The sequence below is a fragment of the Methylobacter psychrophilus genome, from assembly GCF_025583945.1.
Lineage (GTDB): Bacteria > Pseudomonadota > Gammaproteobacteria > Methylococcales > Methylomonadaceae > Methylobacter_C > Methylobacter_C psychrophilus.
Map to the genome: position 1 here is coordinate 94,219 of NZ_JAOEGU010000001.1, position 20,490 is coordinate 114,708.

The following is a 20,490-nucleotide window of genomic DNA, read 5'->3' on the forward strand; positions in this document are numbered from 1 at the left end:
TATCTTAAATGTCTTTAGCATGATGAAAGTTCAGTGGTCAAAGTTAGATGCGTTACAATGGTGCAACCTAATAAAGGATGCTCTAAATGTTTAGATTAAGCCAATACATGCGGGAACTGATAACCCCGACAGCTTTAAAACCCGCACGCAAGCCGGCGGCTCCGGTAGTTATCTGGAATTTAATCCGCCGCTGTAATCTTACCTGTAAACACTGTTACACCACTTCTGCAAATATTGATTTTCCCGGCGAATTAACGACACCACAAATCTATACGGTCATGGATGATCTAAAAGCGTTTAAAGTACCGGTGTTGATTTTGTCCGGTGGCGAGCCGTTATTACATCCCGATATATTCGCTATTTCCCGTCGAGCCAAAGATATGGGCTTTTATGTTGCCCTGTCCAGTAACGGCACTAAAATTTCGGCTGAGAATATCGCTGAAATTGCCGATATTGATTACCAATATATTGGTGTTAGTCTGGATGGAATCAAAGATACTCATGACCAGTTTCGGCGGGTAAAAGGCTCTTTTGATGAAGCGTTGCGTGGTGTGCACTTGTGTCTGGATAAAGGCATTAAAGTCGGTATTCGCTTTACCTTGACGCAGGATAATGCGATGGATTTTCCTGCTCTGTTGCAATTAATGGACGATAACGATATCGACAAATTTTATTTGTCACATTTAAATTATGGCGGCCGTGGCAACAGAAACCGTAAAGATGACGCGCATTTTGAAATGACCCGTGATGCCATGGATTTGATGTTTCAAACCTGTTATGACTGGCTTAAAGCAGGTAAGGACAGGGAATTTGTCACCGGCAATAATGACGCAGATGCGGTTTATTTTTTGCATTGGGTCACAAAAAATTTCCCGGATAAAGCTGAACATATCAAAGCCAAATTGGAACAATGGGGCGGTAATGCTTCCGGTGTTAATGTTGCCAATATCGATAACCTGGGCAACGTGCATCCTGATACATTTTGGTGGCATTACGATTTAGGTAATGTAAAGGATCGCCCGTTTTCAGAAATATGGATGGATACCTCCGATCCTTTAATGGCCGGACTAAAACAAATTCCAAGGCCACTGGAAGGCCGTTGTGGAACTTGTCATTATCAAGCTATCTGTAATGGCAACACACGGGTCAGAGCCGCTCAAACCACGTCAAACTACTGGGCGGAAGATCCGGGTTGTTATTTGACAGATACTGAAATAGCGGCACCTCATTAATTGCCTGGTAGGGAGGTGCAATACATCTGATCATTTTACAGGCTGGCGGTTAGCTAAAAAGCCCGGCATTCGAGACATCGAATCGTTGGGCTTTTTTACGTTACACCGACTTACAAAATACCCAGCATGCTGAATGTAAGCTAAATCATTCTATTCACCGCATAAAACTGTCTCTGTGAGTGCAGCTCATCAACAAAATATGTTGGCTATTCAACACGTCTCTAGTCAAAAGTTTCCCGGTTTTTAAGTGACCGGTTATCATCAAATCCAGGCTAAATAAGGCATTATCAGTAATCAGTGACATGAAAAAATTTCTGGTATGCCTATTGCTTGGATATCAATGTTAGTTTTTTACTTTTCTTTGATTATTGACCACTGCCTGGAAGATTATATGAGTAGATTGATATATCCAATTATTGGCTTGACCCTGACAGTTGTCGGGTGCGCCTCCCTAAATCCGCAACCACTTCAGTCATCGGCCAAGGCGCTAGATGTTGCCAACATAAGAACCATTGAATACTCGGGAGCAGGGCGTTGGTATCAGTTTGGTCAAGCCCCGAATCCTGAATCTTCTTGGCCCCCGTTTGATGTTAGCAGTTTTAAAGCCGATATCAATTATGTTACGGCTGCTGCCCGCGTACAAATCACCCGTAGCCAAACCATAGAATCAGGCCGCTTGCGTCCGGTTCCGGTGGAACAAAAAGTCGATCAGTATATCAGTGGTACTACTGCCTGGAATCTGACGCGTCCTGCCAATGCGCCTCAAAGCGCTACGCCAATAGCGACGTCACAGCCAATAGCCGTTGAGGAACGTACGGCGGAAATATGGGCAACACCGCAAGGCTTTTTGAGAGCGGCACTGGCTAATAATGCCAGCTCAAAACCCGATCATGGTGGTACCGAAGTGGCATTTACCGTTAATGGTAAGTATCGTTACGTGGGTAACATCAACGCCAATGCAGAAGTTACGCGTGTTCAAACCTGGATTGACAATCCGGTACTTGGCGATACTCTCGTCGAAACGAAATATTCCGATTACAGGGATTTTGGCGGCGTACAGTTTCCGGCCCATATCGTCCGGTCTCAGGGCGGATATCCGGTGTTGGATATAGACGTATCGTCGGTGAAAGTTAATCCTCCGGCTGAATTTTCTGTGCCTGAGGAAATCGCCAACGCCAAGTCGTCCGTTAGTGTTAGAGCCGACAAGCTTGCCGATGGCGTCTACTACCTTACCGGCGGCACTCATCATAGTGTCGCGATTGAGCAACGCGACCACGTTGTTATTGTCGAAGCGCCTCAAAACGAGGAGCGTTCGCTTGCCGTCATCGCTAAAGTTAAGGAAACCATTCCCAACAAACCGATCAAGTTTCTGGTTAACACACATGCGCATTTCGATCACGCCGGCGGCTTACGAACCTTTGTGGATGAAGGTTCGACTATTGTGACGCATCAGGATAATCAGCCGTATTTTCAGAAAGTCTGGGCACAACCGAGGACACTGAATCCTGATCGACTCGCCCATTCCAAAAAGGCGGCAGCATTTAAAACCTTCACCGATAAATACGTTCTGTCAGACGGCAATCGTTCGATCGAGATTTATCCTATTGCCGGTAATGGTCACAATGATGCCTTTGCATTGGTTTACTTACCGACCGAAAAAATACTGATCGAAGCTGATGCCTATACGCCGACCGCGTCGAATGTTCCGCAGTCTGCAAAACCGAATCCTTATACAGTAAATTTGTATGAGAATGTTCAGCAACTCAATCTGGATGTCAAACAGATTGCGGCCTTACACGGTCCCAATGTCGTTACGCTTGATAATCTCCGCACCGCTATTACCGTCAGATAGACCCTCCTGCATTAGTTCGTGGTAGCCGGGCAATCCGCTTACCATGAGCCCTCATTAGCTTTGTTAATATCCTGAATCAGGTATCTCCGGCAAAAAATCAGTTATTTCTGATGCCGTCATCATTTAGCCGCAAAGATTGTAAAACCGGCAATAAATAAATAGTCCAGGATCACTATTGATTTTCCCGTTTGCATTTCTCATTTTTATCAAATAGACTGCCAATTGATCTAACTCAGGATATCCAAATAAATTCTTATGGGCAAAGAAAGCGTTATTAAAATCAATCATGGTGGGCTGGGCAGCTTACTTAACAGTATCCAGACGCTGTTTGTCGGCATGCTGAGAATATGGTCGATTCCTATTGTATTGATGCTAAGTATCGCTTCGGGATTTACCACTTATTATGGTTTATCACATTTTATACTTCCCTGGATTGCACTGATTATCACCATTGCGATTCAATCAATTATTGTTATATGCTCACTGGAAATTGCCGGCATTCACTGGAAGGCTAATCGCTTACGTTATTTAAGTGTCTTGCTGTCTTTATTTGTCGCCATTACAGCTTCCATTACTTTTTCGTATTTCAAGTTTTATGAAGTCTCTCAAAGTGAGACCATACGCATCAGTCGAATTAACGAGATGCGTAAAGATGTGGATACTTATCTGGCAGCCATTCTGCTTACCAAAGGCGATATTTTAAAGCAACAAAACAGTGAACTGGAAAAGGCAACTACTGATGTGACCCAAGCCTATTTTGGAACGCATGCACAAATCCCCCCGGCTAATAGAAACGTCGTCGGCGAAGGGCCTTTTTGGAAGCATTATAATCAACGTTATCAGGATAAAAAGGCGCAATTTGACCGGCTTGATAAAGAATTTCATCTCCTGGACGAGCATATTCGCACCCTGCAAACCAGCTTGAATCACTTGACGGTTGATACTGAAAATAATTTTCAAAAGGCGGTAGCAGGTTTTCAGGAAGTACAGCTTAAGTTTAATCAACTGGCCACCAATGCCGGATATAATGTTCCCCAAGCCCCCATACTAATGACTTATGCCCAGTTTATTCAGGGTGTAACACCATCCTTTGCGATGTGGAATGATTTTTCATTGTTTGCTTTTTCCTGTGCGGCAATGGTTGATTTTTTTACCTTTTTATTGTCTTATCGGCTGGAAGGTACGGCTCCCGGGCCTCTTTCTGAAGAGGAACAAGAGTTGGCTTTTGAATGTATCAGGCAATTTACCGAGTTTAGAATTAATGAGAATGACGAGCTTGAAATGGTTATTGAGAAATCGGATATTGAACGGGCCAGACGTTACTCTGATTTATCCCGAATGTTTGCGGTCGGGTTTTTATTAAGTCGTGGTTTTTTGCGTAAAATTGATGAAAGATCGGTAGAGTTTGCACCTAATCTTTATCCACTGGTTGCCGAACGGATGGGCGCACAGTTACGGGTCATTAAAGCGCAGTCTCAGGTAGCAGCACAGGCTGACAAGAATCAGGTGATCTATGAATAAGAATTTATCGCCCCTGGATGCCTGGTTAACAGGCGAAGATACCGGGCTTGATTTGGGCCAGCTATTTTGGGACCCTGGATTTGATGCCGAACGACGCGTTGTTATTGCCAAGCTGGGGCCTTATCACCAGTTGTTTGAGCGCCCACAAAACTTTATTCCCCGTTTTTTTCATCGTGTTTATTCCTTACCGATAGAAAACTGGGACTTGACTATAAAAACCAAGCTTTATGGCGGATTTTGCACGTTAACCACGGGGCTACAAATTCATTTTCAACCGACGCTTAAATTTATAGAAAGAAACCTGGATGTATTGCCTGCCGTTAATCAAGAGATTAAATCCGGTTATGAAAGTGTGATCAAGGATATCGTCAATGCCGAACTAAATCTTCTTAAAGACGGCTTGTGGGTGCAAACAGGTTTGGCGGAAATGGAACGGCAAATTGAAAGTGTTATTAATGAAACCTTAATTTTAAAGCATATCCAGTGTCGGACAATTTGTGAGTTGACCTCGGTTTTTGAAGAACTTACCGATAATGAAAAGCTTGATGGCCGCTTTACTCAGGAAGCTGTTTATCTTAATGTGATGCAAAAGAACTTTGAATTTCGTGAGAAACAAGCACAGGAATTATTTCGGCAGGAAGATGAGCTGGAATTATTGCGTTTAGAACATAAGCAAAAACAATTGGCAGCGATTAATCAGGAAGATGAAATCCAGCGACAAAAGCAAGCATTGGCAGCTGAAGCAATCAAGCGGCAATTGGAAGAACAGGAAGTGCAACGTATTGAACAACATGCGATAGAAATGCGCTTGCAGGTCGAAAAAACCAATCATCAAATGCAGTTAAAAGAAATAGAGTTGGCGGCAGAAATTCAACATCAAAAAGACCGGCAAATTCGTCAGCAAGAACTTGATCTGCAGAAACAGGCTCAGCAACTTGAACTGGAATTATTGCATGTAGAGTCAAAGAAAAAGCAATTGGAAGCTATTAATCAGGAAGATGAAATTCAGCGACAAAAGCAAACATTGGCAGCTGAAGCAACCAAGCGACAATTGGAAGAGCAAGCTGCGCATCGTGTTGAACAACATGCGATAGAAATGCGCTTGCAGGTGGAAAAAACCAACCAGCAAATGGAGTTAAAAGAAATTGAATTGGCAGCGGAAATTCAATATCAAAAAGACCTGCAAATTCGTCAGCAAGAACTTGATCTGCAGAAACAGGCTCAGCAAATTGAGCATGCACGCGTATTGAAAGAACTGCAACGGGATGCTGAAACCCGGGAATATGAAAAAGAGCGCCTTCAATGGCTACAAGGGAAAGAGCAGGAACAGCGCTTAAAACAGCTGGAGCTGGATGCAGAGCTTAAGGAACAAGAAATTCATCAGCTGGAACGGCAAAAAATACAGGAAAGATTGGAAGCGGTAAAAATAGAGCATGAAAATCGTCTGCATAAAATGCATTTGGATGCAGAAATTAAAGAAGTGGAGTTACGAGCCGAAGCGACCAAGAGTAAAGACGAGCATCTACGCCGGGAAATTGAATGGCTGGTGCTCGACAGGCAACGTGCAGAATTAACACGATCAATAAAAGCAGCAAGCCAGAATGAAGATGGCAAGGGTTGAATAACTGTTGTAACGACTTGGAAGTGGAAAAATGCCACAGATTCACGGATTAAATTCCAATGAATTCACCCCGCTGATGCCGGTCAGGATTTGTAACCCTGACCGGAACGTTTGAGGCTTTAATAGTTTTTAAAACGTGATTAATTCCAATGAATTTGTTTTCTACAGGAATTTTTATTACTTGTAAATCTGTGGCATCTGCTTGATTTTTTTAGAAATAGTTATCAGCAGATGGTTTTTAGAAAGTCCATTTAACCCCGCCTATCATTTGAAAGCCCTGCCCAGGTTGAATGCCGTTAATACGACTGGCTATATAGGTTTTGTTACCTAAATTGTAACCGTTCATATAGACCTTGACGTTTTTGACCACCTGATAGTTGGCGGAAACATTAAAAGTGGTATAGCCGGGAATGACTCCTTCCCGACCGGTACGATCTTCTACCAAAGTATTTTCCTTATCACCAAACTGTTGGCTGACGCTTTGCAGGCCAAAGCGAATATCCAGACCCCATGGTGTTTCCATACCAATATTGGCGTTAATTAAATGTTCGGGCGCATAAGGTAAACGATTGCCCTCGACAATGTGGGCATTGGGAACGTCACTGTCGAAATAGGCATCAATATAGGTATAAGCGGTGGTTAAATAATAGTTATACGCGGTGCCGAACAACCGATCTGAATCCAGTCGTAGTCCTGATTCCATACCTTGATGGACGCTTTTTCCGGCATTGACCCACATATCATCATCAATCAAGGTTTCATTAACAATTTGGTTTTCTAAATTGATCCTAAAGTAAGTCAATTCAGTACTCAATCCCGGTGTTGGAGTGGTTCTTATACCGGCTTCATAGTTAATGCTTAATTCGGGTTTTACCTGACCAAGTACATTAGTGGCAGGATTCATTACATCATCAATCCGCGCGGGAGCAAATCCCCGATGTACGCCAGTAAACAAGGTGACATTATTGATACCGTTATAGGTTACACCAACGCCGGGTAAAGCTTCCGTATGCACCGAGCTTTCCGATGCTCCATCGATATGATTAATATTGTCCTGATAATAATGTTCTACACGAATACCGGGAGTCAGTGTGAAGTCACCCAGGAAAAAACGGTTTTGACCATAGAATGATAAGGCCTCGGTATTTAACGAGTTATTTTGATGGCGGTTACGACCATTATTGTTATCTCCGGTACCTTGGGTTTTATCGGTAGGTCCGGCATTACCAACATAGCGTTCTCTATCGGCCCATTCAAAATGCCCACGAATACCCGTGGTAGTTTCATTTTTAACACCAAATAAATGATGCATAAAGACCAGTTTCGGCTCAATGCCAAAGACATTATAAGTTCTGGGTCGCTGCTCATTGCCGCAGGTGCTTGCCTGACTAAAATCGGCTTCACCGCTGACCGAGCAGTTATTTAATGCAGAAGAGTCGTTAGCCTGACGAATCGATTCACGGAACATATGATTGCCATAAATGTTGGTGCTGAAATGAATGGTATCGGACATGTCAAATTCATACAGCGCCTGGCCTGCATAACGTTGCACCTGGAATTGGTCGTTGCGTAATAAATTGGTACGGGGATTTTTGCGATACATTTCACTGGTTAATCCGGATTCACCTACCCGGGCATCTTCATGGGTTAATGTTCCTTTCAACATTAACCGGTGTCGGTCATTAAACTTAATCAAACTTTTTAGCGCCAAATCATCGACGGTTTGATGCTGTCCGCTACGATTTCCATCGGCTTCCTGACGAATGTAATCAAGAGACAAACCGACATTATCAACCGTACCACCTAATCTCAGTTGCGTGTCGTAATAACCGTTATTGCCGCCTGCAGCGGAAACCGAACCACCAAACTCCTTGGGTATTTCGGCACTGACGAAGTTAACAACGCCACCAATCGTTTGCGGCCCATACATGATTTGTCCTGAGCTTTTCAATACTTCGATGTGGTCAATACGGTTATTGGTTGGAATATAGTGATTGCTGGGATCGCCATAAGGCGCTAATTGTATCGGTACGCCGTCTTCCAATAATTGTGTGCGTGAAGAGCGTCTGGGATCCAAGCCCCGAATACCCATATTAAAACGCCGACCCAATACATCTTCGTCGACAATATAGATGCCCGGTTCGGTACGTAATGCATCTTTGGTCGATAAAGGGCCTTGACGATCAAGAGTGGTTTTATCAATAACAAAGGCAGCGGCAGGAATATCTTTTAATTGGGCTGGTGCCTGTCCGATAATTTCAAAGCTGGGTAATTCTAAAACAGGAGGGCTGTTGTCAATTGGGGCGGCTGTAGCGAGAGGGATATTTATTACCGTCATAATAGTCACGGTCATTATAGCGGGGCGAAACCAGGAAGGAGGCTTGTCTGAATCAATGGAAACAGGTCTGCCTTCAACAGATTTGGCTTTAGGGAATGGGGGCATTATTTTGCTAACCTTAAAAATAGCTTAAAAACATCAAGAACTATTTTAGGTGTAGGGGGGTAAAGGCTCCTATAGGAAAAATTCCCTAATGTTTGATAATGGCGTTTTAGGTGAAAAATACAGACGCATTAACATGGATAAAAATACCCAGTGATCAAGCTCGCTTTGCCATTATTGTAAGAAATTTGTGGTATTTTTCGAAGAAAAGCAAGCGCATGCTTTTAATGTAACAGGTAATTTCCTGATTTCAATTGGATGATCAAAGAAAGCAATCAATCAAGTCATCCATACAAGCAACAAACATATCCTTGATACCGGGATTCTTATGCCTGGTCAGCACAGAAAGACAAAACTTGGCGCCTTCATTTTCGGATAATTAAGGTTACACAAAATTATTCTATTTTATATTTTTTGCGCCTGTATTATTTTTTTTAAAATAGAAATAAAAATAATAAAAGTTTTGTTATTTCTATTTTCTTGTTAGCATTTAGAAAATTGGCATAAGCATACTGCTGTTTAGCAACAATAGTAAATAGTATTCTTCCGGTAGAATTAACAAATTGATGATAACCAAGCCAAGCCTGCAAAGGAGCCTTACCAAGACCTGCTGTAACCAAGATAAGAGCAACGTCGGGACGGCTACATTACCACCAAACCTACCGTTAAGCGTCCGGGTATCGGATGCTTAACGCAGTTGGCTCAACGCAGTGACGCACCGATCAAATATCAACGGGTTTACTATCTGATCCTTTACGAGGCTCTAACCCAACGCTTACAAAAAGCCCTGAGATCCCCTGATGAGAACCGCATTTTTACCGCAATACTTCAGAGGGCAGTTTTTTTGATACTGGTTAACGGCTTGCAAGCCACTACTCATTTACAAATAATTAATTAATAAGCGCACGGGCATCACTTTCAAATAACGAAAGGCTGGCCGGCTTTAACTCATACATCGCCCTATCGAGCAATAACCTTATGTCAATCGTACCTTACCAAATCATTATTACCCAAACCTCTGACAATACCGCAGTTAGCGAAGGCGGTGCGACCTATACCTATACCTTGGTACTGACATACGCACCCACAGCCGATGTTGTTATTACCTTGGGTAACACCAACAAACAAGTAAACACTGATTTCACTACCTTAACCTTTACGACAGACAACTGGAACGTCGCGCAAACGGTGACGGTGACGGCAGTTAATGACACCGTTGGAGAAGGCATGCACCATGGTGTTATTCAACACACCGTGACCAGTACTGACGGCAATTATAGTGGCATGGTTATTGATAATGTCATCGTGGTGATCACTGATAATGACCTGCCGGTAGGGAACCCTGTTTTTGATGGCCCAACCAGCAATTCATTGAGTTTGATCTATGTCGGTGGCAAAACTGTGCCCATTTTTGTTGATATTGATCGCGACGGCGATCTGGATGCCTTTATTGGCAATGAGAATGGTAACACCCTGTTTTATAAAAACACCGGCACGGCCAGCCTTGCCGCTTTTGCTGCGCCAATAACTAATGAGTTTGGCTTGACCGATGTCGGTAGTTTTGCCGCGCCCAGCTTGGTTGATATTGATGGCGATGGTGATCTGGATGCCTTTATTGGTAGTAGCGATGGTAACACCCGGTTTTATCAAAACAATGGCACGGCCAGCTTTGCCGCTTTTGCTGCGCCAATCAGCAATGCCTTTGGTTTGACCAATGTCGGTATTTATGCAATGCCCAGTTTAGTTGATATTGATGGCGACGGCGATCTGGATGCCTTTATTGGCAACGGTGCCGGCAATACCTTGTTTTATGAAAACACCGGCACTACTACTAGTGCGTTTTTTACTGCGCCAATAACTGATGCCTTTGGCTTGGCTGATGTCGGTATTAATGCCGCGCCCAGTTTTGTTGATATTGATGGCGACGGTGATCTGGATGCCTTTATTGGCAACTCGACTGGCACCTTGTTTTATCGAAACACCGGCACGGCCAGTCTTCCTGTTTTTACTGTACCAATGACTAATGCCTTTGGCTTGAACAATGTCGGTAGTTTTGTCGCGCCCACTTTTGTTGATATTGATGGCGACGGTGATCTGGATGCCTTTATTGGCAACAATCCAGGTAATACTCTGTTGTTTATTAATAACGCAGCGCCGACCTTAACTGCCTTCACCTCAACGCTGGCCACCGGTAATGAAGATAGCGCCATCACCATCACTTTTGCTAATCTTGTCACCCAAGGTGATGAGGCTGACAGTGACGGCACTGTCACGGCTTTTGCCGTTCAAGCCATTACTTCAGGTACCTTAAAAATTGGTGTCGATGCCCAAACCGCGACTGCCTGGAATACCGCGACTAACTATACGATTGATGCCACGCACCTTGCTTACTGGACACCGGCAGCCGATGCCAACGGCACCCTGAATGCGTTTACCGTAAAGGCCGTTGATAATCTGGGTGCAGAATCGGCTACCGCCATTCAGACAACCGTCGACGTAACGCCAGTCAACGATGTACCGACCTTAACCGCTTTCACCTCAACGCTGGCCACCGGTACTGAAGATACCTCGATCACCATTACTGTTGCTGATCTAGTCGCTCAAGGAGATCAAGCTGACAGTGACGGCACCGTAACGGCTTTTGTTGTTAATGCTATTACTACAGGTAGCTTAAGAATTGGTGCAGATGCAGCAAGCGCGACCGCCTGGGATGTTTCAACTAACGCTATTGTTGATGCTACGCATCTTGCTTACTGGATACCGGGAGCCAATGCTAACGGTACCCTGAATGCGTTTACCGTTACGGCATTAGACAATCAAGGTGCAAAATCTGTTACCGCCATTCAGACAACCGTCGACGTAACGGCGATACCGGATGTTACTTTGACTACCGACTTGCAACCCAGTGAAGGCGGCGTAGCAGGGACTTTTACCATCACCCTGGACAGCGCTGCACCGGCGGGTGGTTTGGTGGTTAATTACCGCCTGTCAGGTAGTGCAACTGCGCTTACCGATTATTCGGTCACCGCAGGTACCAATGTTACCGGGATAGCGGCTGGCAGTTTTACGATTGCCGAGGGGCAAACTACCGCCACGTTATTGGTTAATGCGCTAAGTGATGCAGTTATAGATCCATCAGAAACCGTTACGCTGGCTATAAGCACCGGTACTGGTTATCAGTTTATTGGTAATGCCACTCGGTTCGAGACTCCAGTCTCTTATGGAACCGACTCCGGTCCTTATTTAGTTAGCGTGGGTGATTTTAATGGTGATGGCTTTGCTGATTTGGCTGTCGCCAATGTCTCCAGTAATACGGTGTCGGTGCTATTGGGTAATGGTGATGGTAGCTTTGCTGATAAAGTCGATTATGCTACCGGCACAAATCCTTTTTCAGTTAGCGTCGGTGATGTTAACGGTGATGGCAAGCTTGATATGGCCCTCGCCAATGCTAACAGTAATAACGTGTCGGTGCTATTAGGTAACGGTTATGGTAGCTTTGCCACTAAAGTCGATTATGCCACCGGCGTATACCCTGAAGCAGTTAGCATCGGTGATTTTAATGGGGATGGCTTAGCTGATTTGGCTATTGCCAATTATAGCGATAGCACTATGTCGGTGCTGTTGCGTAATGCGGCTAATACCGGTTTTTATTCTAAAGTCGATTATGGCACCGGAGTAGCCCCTCAATCAGTTAGCATCGGTGATTTTAATGGTGATGGCTATGCTGATTTGGCTATCGCCAACACTAACAGTAACAACGTGTCGGTGCTATTGGGCAATGGTGATGGTAGCTTTGCTGATAAAGTCGATTATGCTACCGGCATATTCCCTATCTCAGTTAGTATCGGTGATTTTAATAACGATGGCTATGCTGATTTGGCCGTTACCAATTATAGCGATGGCACCGTATCTGTGCTGTTGCGTAATACGGATAATAGCGGCTTTGACGCTAAAGTCGATTATGAAACTGGCGAATATCCTGGTTCAGTTAGCATCGGTGATTTTAATGGTGATGGCAAGCTTGATATGGTCGTCGCCAATCGTGGCCCTGACAACACTGTGTCGGTGTTTTTGAATAATGGGAATGGTAGCTTTGCTCGTAAAGTGGATGTTGCCACCGGCGCATACTCTGTTTCAGTTAGTGTAGGTGATTTTAATGGCGATGGCACGCCTGATTTAGCCATTGCCAATAATAATGCCAACACCGTGTCGGTGCTGCTGGCTTCCAACCTGTTAACCGCTAGTTTAACCATTAACGATGCGCCGACCTTAACTGCCTTCACCTCAACGCTGGTCACCGGTAATGAAGATACTGCCATTACTATTACTTTGGCTCAGCTTACCGCCCAAGATAATGCAGCTGACAGTGACGGTACTGTCACGGCTTTTGCCGTTCAAGCCATCACTTCAGGTACTTTAAAAATTGGTACCTCAGAGTTAAACGCGGCTGACTGGAATGCCAACAATAACTATATTATTGATGCCTCGCAGTTTGCTTACTGGACACCGAATACCAATGCCAACGGCACCCTGAATGCATTTACCGTAAAGGCTGTTGATAATATGGGTTTACAATCGACTACCGCCATTCAGGCAACCGTCGACGTAACGCCCGTCAACGATGTACCGACCTTAATTGACTTCACCTCAACGCTGGTCACCGGTAATGAAGATACTGCTATTACTATTACTTTGGCTGAGCTTACCGCCCAAGATAATGCAGCTGACAGTGACGGTACTGTCACGGCTTTTGCCGTTCAAGCCATCACTTCCGGTACTTTAAAAATTGGTGTCGATGCACAAACCGCGATCGTCTGGAATGCTGAGACTAACTATACGATTGATGCTACGCACCTTGCTTATTGGACACCGGACGCCAATGCCAACGGTATCTTGAATGCGTTTACCGTAAAGGCTGTTGATAATCTGGGTGCAGAATCTGCAATACCAGTACAAGCGACCATTGCCGTGACTCCGGTAACGGATGTTACTTTGACTGCCGGCTTGCAACTCAATGAAGGTGGTACAGCAGGGACTTTTACCATCACTCTGGACAGCGCTGCACCGGCGGGTGGTTTGGTAGTTAATTACCATCTGTCAGGTGGCGCAACTACACTTACTGATTACTCAGTCACCGCAGGTACTAATGTTGACGTGCTAGCGGATGGTAGTTTTATGATTACCGAGGGGCAAATTACCGCCACGTTATTGGTTAATGCGCTAAGTGATGCAGTTATCGACCCATTAGAAATCGTTACGTTAAACATCAGCGCCGGTACTGGTTATCAGTTTGTTGGTAATGTTACTACGTTCACGCCTACAGTCGATTATGGCACAGGCTTAATGCCTATTTCGGTTAGCGCTGGTGATTTTAACGGCGATGGCTTAGCTGATTTGGCTGTTGCCAACCTTGGCAGTAGCACCGTTTCAGTGTTGTTACGCAATACAGCTAATACCGGTTTTGACCCTAAAGTGGATTTTGCCACTGGCATAACCCCTTTCTCTGTTAGCGTAGGTGATTTTAATGGCGATGGCAAAGTTGATTTGGCCGTTGCCAATAGTAGCAGTAACAGCGTGTCGGTGTTGTTGCGTAAGGCGGATAATAGCGGTTTTGATGCTAAAGTCGATTATACCACCGGCTCAACCCCTCAATCAGTTAGCATCGGTGATTTTAATGGCGATGGTAAAGTTGATTTAGCTGTTGCCAATAAAAACAGTAATACCGTGTCGGTATTGTTGCGCAATACAGCTAATACCGGTTTTGACCCTAAAGTGGATTTTGCCACCGGCATAACCCCTTTCTCTGTTAGCGTAGGTGATTTTAATGGCGATGGCAAAGTTGATTTAGCCGTTGCCAATACTGACAATGACACCGTGTCGGTGTTGTTGAATAATGGGGATGGCAGTTTTGCCGCTAAAGTCGATTTATCCACTGGCTCGCGTCCTCAATCAGTTAGCATCGGTGATTTTAATGGCGATGGCTTTGCTGATTTGGCCGTCACTAACAGTAACAGTAACAGCGTGTCGGTGTTGTTGCGTAAGGCGGATAATAGCGGTTTTGATGCTAAAGTGGATTATGGTACCGGCATAACCCCTAGCTCAGTTAGCATCGGTGATTTTAATGGCGATGGCTTTACTGATTTGGCCGTCACTAACAGTAACAGTAACAATGTGTCGGTGTTGTTGGGTAACGGTAATGGCAGTTTTGATGCTAAAGTCGATTATGCTAACAGTTCCGCCTCTTATTCGGCTGGCACCGGTGATTTTAACGGCGATGGTAAACTTGATTTAGCCGTTGCCAATTCAGGCAGCGGCAGCGTGTCAGTGCTGTTAGCTTCCAATCTGTTAACTGCCAGTTTAACCATTAACGATGCGCCGACCTTAACTGACTTCACCTCAACGCTGGCCACCGGTAATGAAGATACTGCCATTACTATTACTTTGGCTGAGCTTACCGCCAAAGGTAATGAATATGACAGTGACGGTACTGTCACGGCTTTTGCCGTTCAAGCCATTACTTCAGGTACCTTAAAAATTGGTACCTCAGAGTTAAACGCGGCTAACTGGAATGCCAACAATAACTATATTATTGATGCCTCGCAGTTTGCTTACTGGACACCGGACGTCAATGCCAACGGTATCCTGAATGCGTTTACCGTAAAGGCCGTTGATAATCTGGGTTTACAATCATCTACCGCCATACAGGCAACTGTAAACGTAGTTAACCTGAATAACAATGCGCCGGTATTTACCTCAAGCGCAATCGGTTCCGTCAACGAAAACGCGCTAATCGATACCGTCATTTACACGGCTGTAACGACCGATGCGGACAACCTGTTGCCGGTTACCTACAGCCTGGGTGGCGACGATCAAGACTTGCTGGCTATTAATGCGGAAACGGGCGCAGTGACGCTGAAAGCTTCTGCCAACTTTGAAGCCAAAGCCGGTTACAACTTTAACGTCATCGCCAGTGACGGCAGTAATACCAGTACACAAGCCGTGGTCGTGTCGGTGCTTAACCTGAATGACAACGCGCCGGTATTTACTTCAGGCGCTACCGGTACCGTCAACGAAAATGCGCTGATCAGTACCGTCATTTACACGGCTACAACCACCGATGCAGACAATCTGGCCGCACGTACTTACACTTTGGGCGGCGCAGATCTGGACTTGCTGGCTATTAATACAGCGACGGGTGCGGTGACGCTGAAAGCTTCGGCTAACTTTGAAGCCAAAGCCAACTACAACTTTGAGGTGATTGCCAATGACGGCAGCAATACCACCACGCAAGCCGTGGTGGTCTCGGTGCTTAACCAGAATGACAATGCGCCGGTATTTACTTCAGGCGCTACCGGTACTGTCAATGAAAACGGGCTAATCAGTACTGTCATTTACACGGCTGCAACCACCGACGCGGACAATCTGTCCGCACGTACTTACACTTTGGGCGGCGCGGATTTGGATTTGTTGGTTATTAATGCAACAACAGGTGTGGTGACCCTGAAAGCTGCTGCCGACTTTGAAGCCAAAGCCGGTTACAACTTTAACGTCATTGCCAGTGACGGCAGCAATACCACTACCCAAGCCGTGGTCGTGTCGGTGCTTAACCTGAACGACAACGCGCCGGTATTTACTTCAGGCGCTACCGGTACTGTCAATGAAAACGGGCTAATCAGTACTGTCATTTACACGGCTGCAACCACCGACGCGGACAATCTGTCGGCAGCCAGCTACAGCTTGGGCGGCACTGATCTGGCCTTACTGGCTATTAATGCAGCGACAGGTGCGGTGACACTGAAAGAAGCTGCCGACTTTGAAGCCAAAGCCGGTTACAACTTTAACGTCATCGCCAGTGACGGCAGCAACACTACTACCCAAGCTGTGGTCATGTCGGTGCTTAATCTGAACGACAATGCCCCGGTATTTACTTCAGGCGCTACCGGTACCGTCAACGAAAATGCGCTGATCAGTACCGTCATTTACACGGCTACAACCACCGATGCAGACAATCTGGCCGCACGTACTTACACTTTGGGCGGCGCGGATCTGGACTTGCTGGCTATTAATGCAGCGACAGGTACGGTGACACTGAAAGAAGCTGCCGACTTTGAAGCCAAAGCCGTTTATAACTTTGACGTCATCGCCAGTGACGGCAGCAACACCACTACCCAAGCCGTGGTCGTGTCGGTGCTTAACCTGAACGACAACGCGCCGGTATTTACTTCAGGCGCTACCGGTACTGTCAACGAAAACGCGCTGATCAGTACCGTTATTTACACGGCTGCAACTACGGATGCAGACAATCTGGCCGCACGTACTTACACTTTGGGCGGCGCGAATCGGGCCTTGCTGGCTATTGATGCGGTTAGCGGCGTGGTAACCTTGTTAGCTGCTGCCGACTTTGAAGCCAAAGCCGGTTACAACTTTAACGTTATCGCCAGTGACGGCAGCAATACCACTACCCAAGCCGTGGTCGTGTCGGTGCTTAACCTGAATGACAACGCGCCGGTATTTACTTCAGGCGCTACCGGTACCGTCAACGAAAACGTGCTGATCAGTACCGTCATTTACACGGCTGCAACTACGGATGCAGACAATCTGGCTGCTCGTACTTACACTTTGGGCGGCGCGGATCGAGCCTTGCTGGCTATTGATGCGGTTAGCGGCGTGGTAACCTTGTTAGCTACTGCCGACTTTGAAGCCAAAGCCGGTTACAACTTTAACGTCATCGCCAGCGACGGCAGCAATACCACTACCCAAGCCGTGGTGGTGTCGGTGCTTAACCTGAATGACAACGCGCCGGTATTTACTTCAGGCGCTACCGGTACCGTCAACGAAAATGCGCTGATCAGTACCGTCATTTACACGGCTACAACCACCGATGCAGACAATCTGGCTGCTCGTACTTACACTTTGGGCGGCGCGGATCTGGCCTTGCTGGTTATTAATGCAACGACGGGCGCAGTTACCCTGAAAGCTGCAGCCGACTTTGAAGCCAAAGCCGGTTACAACTTTGACGTCATCGCCAGTGACGGCAGCAACACCACTACCCAAGCCGTGGTCGTGTCGGTGCTTAACCTGAACGACAACGCGCCGGTATTTACTTCAGGCGCTACCGGTACTGTCAACGAAAACGCGCTGATCAGTACCGTCATTTACACGGCTGCAACTACGGACGCAGACAATCTGGCTGCTCGTACTTACACTTTGGGCGGCGCGGATCGAGCCTTGCTGGCTATTGATGCGGTTAGCGGAGTGGTAACCTTGTTAGCTACTGCCGACTTTGAAGCCAAAGCCGGTTACAACTTTAACGTCATCGCCAGCGACGGCAGCAATACCACTACCCAAGCCGTGGTGGTGTCGGTACTTAACCTGAATGACAACGCGCCGGTATTTACTTCAGGCGCTACCGGTACTGTCAATGAAAACGCGCTGATCAGTACCGTCATTTACACGGCTGCAACTACGGATGCAGACAACCTGTCGGCATCCACTTATAGCTTGGGCGGCGCGGATCTGGCCTTGCTGGATATTAATGCAACGACAGGTGTGGTGACGCTGAAAGCTGTTGCCGACTTTGAAGCCAAAGCCGGTTACAACTTTAACGTCATCGCCAGTGACGGCAGCAATACCACTACCCAAGCCGTGGTGGTCTCGGTGCTTAACCTGAATGACAACGCGCCGGTATTTACTTCAGGCGCTACCGGTACTGTCAATGAAAACGCGCTGATCAGTACCGTCATTTACACGGCTACAACCACCGATGCAGACAACCTGTCGGCATCCACTTATAGCTTGGGCGGCGCGGATCTGGACTTGCTGGTTATTAATGCAACAACAGGTGTGGTGACTCTGAAAGCTGCTGCCGACTTTGAAGCCAAAGCCGGTTACAACTTTAACGTCATCGCCAGTGACGGCAGCAATACCACTACCCAAGCCGTGGTCGTGTCGGTGCTTAACCTGAATGACAAGGCGCCGGTATTTACTTCAGGCGCTACCGGTTCCGTCAACGAAAACGCGCTGATCAGTACCGTCATTTACACGGCTGCAACTACGGATGCAGACAATCTGGCCGCACGTACTTACACTTTGGGCGGCGCGGATCTGGACTTGCTGGTTATTAATGCAACAACAGGTGTGGTGACTCTGAAAGCTGCTGCCGACTTTGAAGCCAAAGCCGGTTACAACTTTAACGTCATCGCCAGTGACGGCAGCAATACCACTACCCAAGCTGTGGTGGTCTCGGTGCTTAATCTGAATGACAATGCGCCGACCGGTTTAGTGACTATTACCGGCACGGCTACACAAAATCAAATCTTAAACGCCGCCAATACATTGACGGATGCTGATGGTTTAGGCATTATTGCCTATCAATGGTTGGCCAATGGTACGGCGATTAATGGTGCAACTGCAGAAACGTTTACTTTGGATCAGGGGCAGGTAAGCCAGGTGATTACCGTACAAGCCAGTTATGTTGATGGTGCCGGTGCACTTGAAATGGTAACCAGCGCTGCCAGCGCTAATGTAACAGCGGTACAAATGGATACAGCAGGAAATGATGCATTTGTGGGTAGTAATGACAATAGCACGGTTCAATATGACTTTTCTCAAGCAGATGCTGCAACCAATATTACTCGGGTTGGGCTGTCTTCTGATGGAAAAACAGTGGTTTTAATGGGCATTGATGGAACCGATACGCTAACCAATATCCAAACCTTGGTTTTTGGCAATGACATACTCAGTCTCGCTGATTTTTTAAAGACGGTATCGGTGACTCAGCTGTTTGACTCTTTAGGCAATAATACCAAGACTTATGTTCTGCCTGACTTGTATACCGGTTCGCTTGATCTAAATTATCAATATGTGGATGAGTCCCCCAACGCGGTTATTATTGGCGCAGACAGTAGTGATTTTATCAAAGTAGCCGGCAGTGGCAATAAAGCCGTCAATAGCGGAACCGGCAATGATGTGATTGACGGCGCGACGGGATCCTCCTTTTTGACCGGTGGCGAGGGTAATGATACTGTCTTTCTGGATGGCAGAATGGCCGGTACATCCTGGTCAACGCTGACTGATTTTCAACAAGGTCAGGACCGCGCCACTATTTTTGGTTGGGTTAACGGAGTCAGTAAAGTGGCTGCTTTTTCTAATACCGATGGCGCAGAGGGCTATACCGGCTTAACATTGCACCTTCAGAATCTGCTACCTGATGGTTCGGTAGCCGGTACGACTAATCCGGCTTTGAATTCACTTACTCTGACGGGGCATACTTTGGCAGGATTTGGTGCCAGTTCTTTGGCAGACTTGAATAATCAAATTGCCAGTGGTACCAATACGCATTTTCTGACCGGACAAACAACGGATAGCTTTGGCAGTCATGGTTATTTGTATATTAGTTAACGCGGGTATTAAATAACCTGAAACATGACATTGGTGGGGATGACTAACGGGTAAGGTTTTAGTCGTTCTCACTACATAGCCAACGCTTGAGTTGAATCAGATCAGGTAAAAGCAAGTGTAGTAAACCGCCACAAAGGCAACAGTAAAAACAACTCCCCAAATGAACATTTATAGGGTTGCCCAATCTATAAGCACTAATAAAATATTTTATTGTCCCTGTATTTTTTATGTTAGTGACCCCTGCATTCGTACATGTGCGTTGTTGTTTAGTAATAATAGTAAATAGTGTTCTTTCAAAATGACCAACAAATTAATGACAACCAACCAAGCAAGCCGCACAAATCAGCCTTGCCAAGACTTGCTTTGAACATGGTAAACCGCAAGTTCAGGATGTCAATCTGGCATTAGCGATGCTTTTTTTACA

6 protein-coding genes are annotated in these 20,490 nt (G+C 46.0%); 5 read left to right on the plus strand and 1 reads right to left on the minus strand.

What is annotated here, in order from left to right:
• Positions 1 to 86 precede the first annotated feature (86 nt).
• From nirJ to N7974_RS00395, 4 genes are all read left to right on the plus strand, one after another.
• Positions 87 to 1,232, plus strand: a complete 1,146-nt coding sequence (gene nirJ / locus N7974_RS00380; RefSeq protein ID WP_262963732.1) for a heme d1 biosynthesis radical SAM protein NirJ — start codon at positions 87 to 89, stop codon at positions 1,230 to 1,232.
• A 391-nt stretch (positions 1,233 to 1,623) separates the two neighbouring features.
• Positions 1,624 to 3,084, plus strand: coding sequence for an MBL fold metallo-hydrolase (locus tag N7974_RS00385; RefSeq protein ID WP_262963733.1), 1,461 nt, complete (start codon positions 1,624 to 1,626; stop codon positions 3,082 to 3,084).
• 255 nt (positions 3,085 to 3,339) lie between these two features.
• Positions 3,340 to 4,605 (plus strand): hypothetical protein, encoded by a 1,266-nt coding sequence (locus N7974_RS00390; RefSeq protein WP_262963734.1) that lies wholly within the window; start codon positions 3,340 to 3,342, stop codon positions 4,603 to 4,605.
• Positions 4,598 to 6,226 (plus strand): coiled-coil domain-containing protein, encoded by a 1,629-nt coding sequence (locus N7974_RS00395; RefSeq protein ID WP_262963735.1) that lies wholly within the window; start codon positions 4,598 to 4,600, stop codon positions 6,224 to 6,226. Before N7974_RS00390 ends, N7974_RS00395 begins: the two co-directional genes overlap by 8 nt.
• Positions 6,227 to 6,464: 238 nt before the next feature.
• Here the strand turns inward: N7974_RS00395 and N7974_RS00400 are convergent, their stop codons facing one another.
• On the minus strand, positions 6,465 to 8,669 hold the full coding sequence (locus tag N7974_RS00400) for a TonB-dependent receptor family protein (protein WP_262963736.1): 2,205 nt from the start codon (positions 8,667 to 8,669) through the stop codon (positions 6,465 to 6,467).
• A 975-nt stretch (positions 8,670 to 9,644) separates the two neighbouring features.
• On the opposite strand from N7974_RS00400, the gene N7974_RS00405 reads away from it, so the two are divergent.
• Positions 9,645 to 20,066 (plus strand): FG-GAP-like repeat-containing protein, encoded by a 10,422-nt coding sequence (locus N7974_RS00405; RefSeq protein WP_262963737.1) that lies wholly within the window; start codon positions 9,645 to 9,647, stop codon positions 20,064 to 20,066.
• Positions 20,067 to 20,490 lie beyond the last annotated feature (424 nt).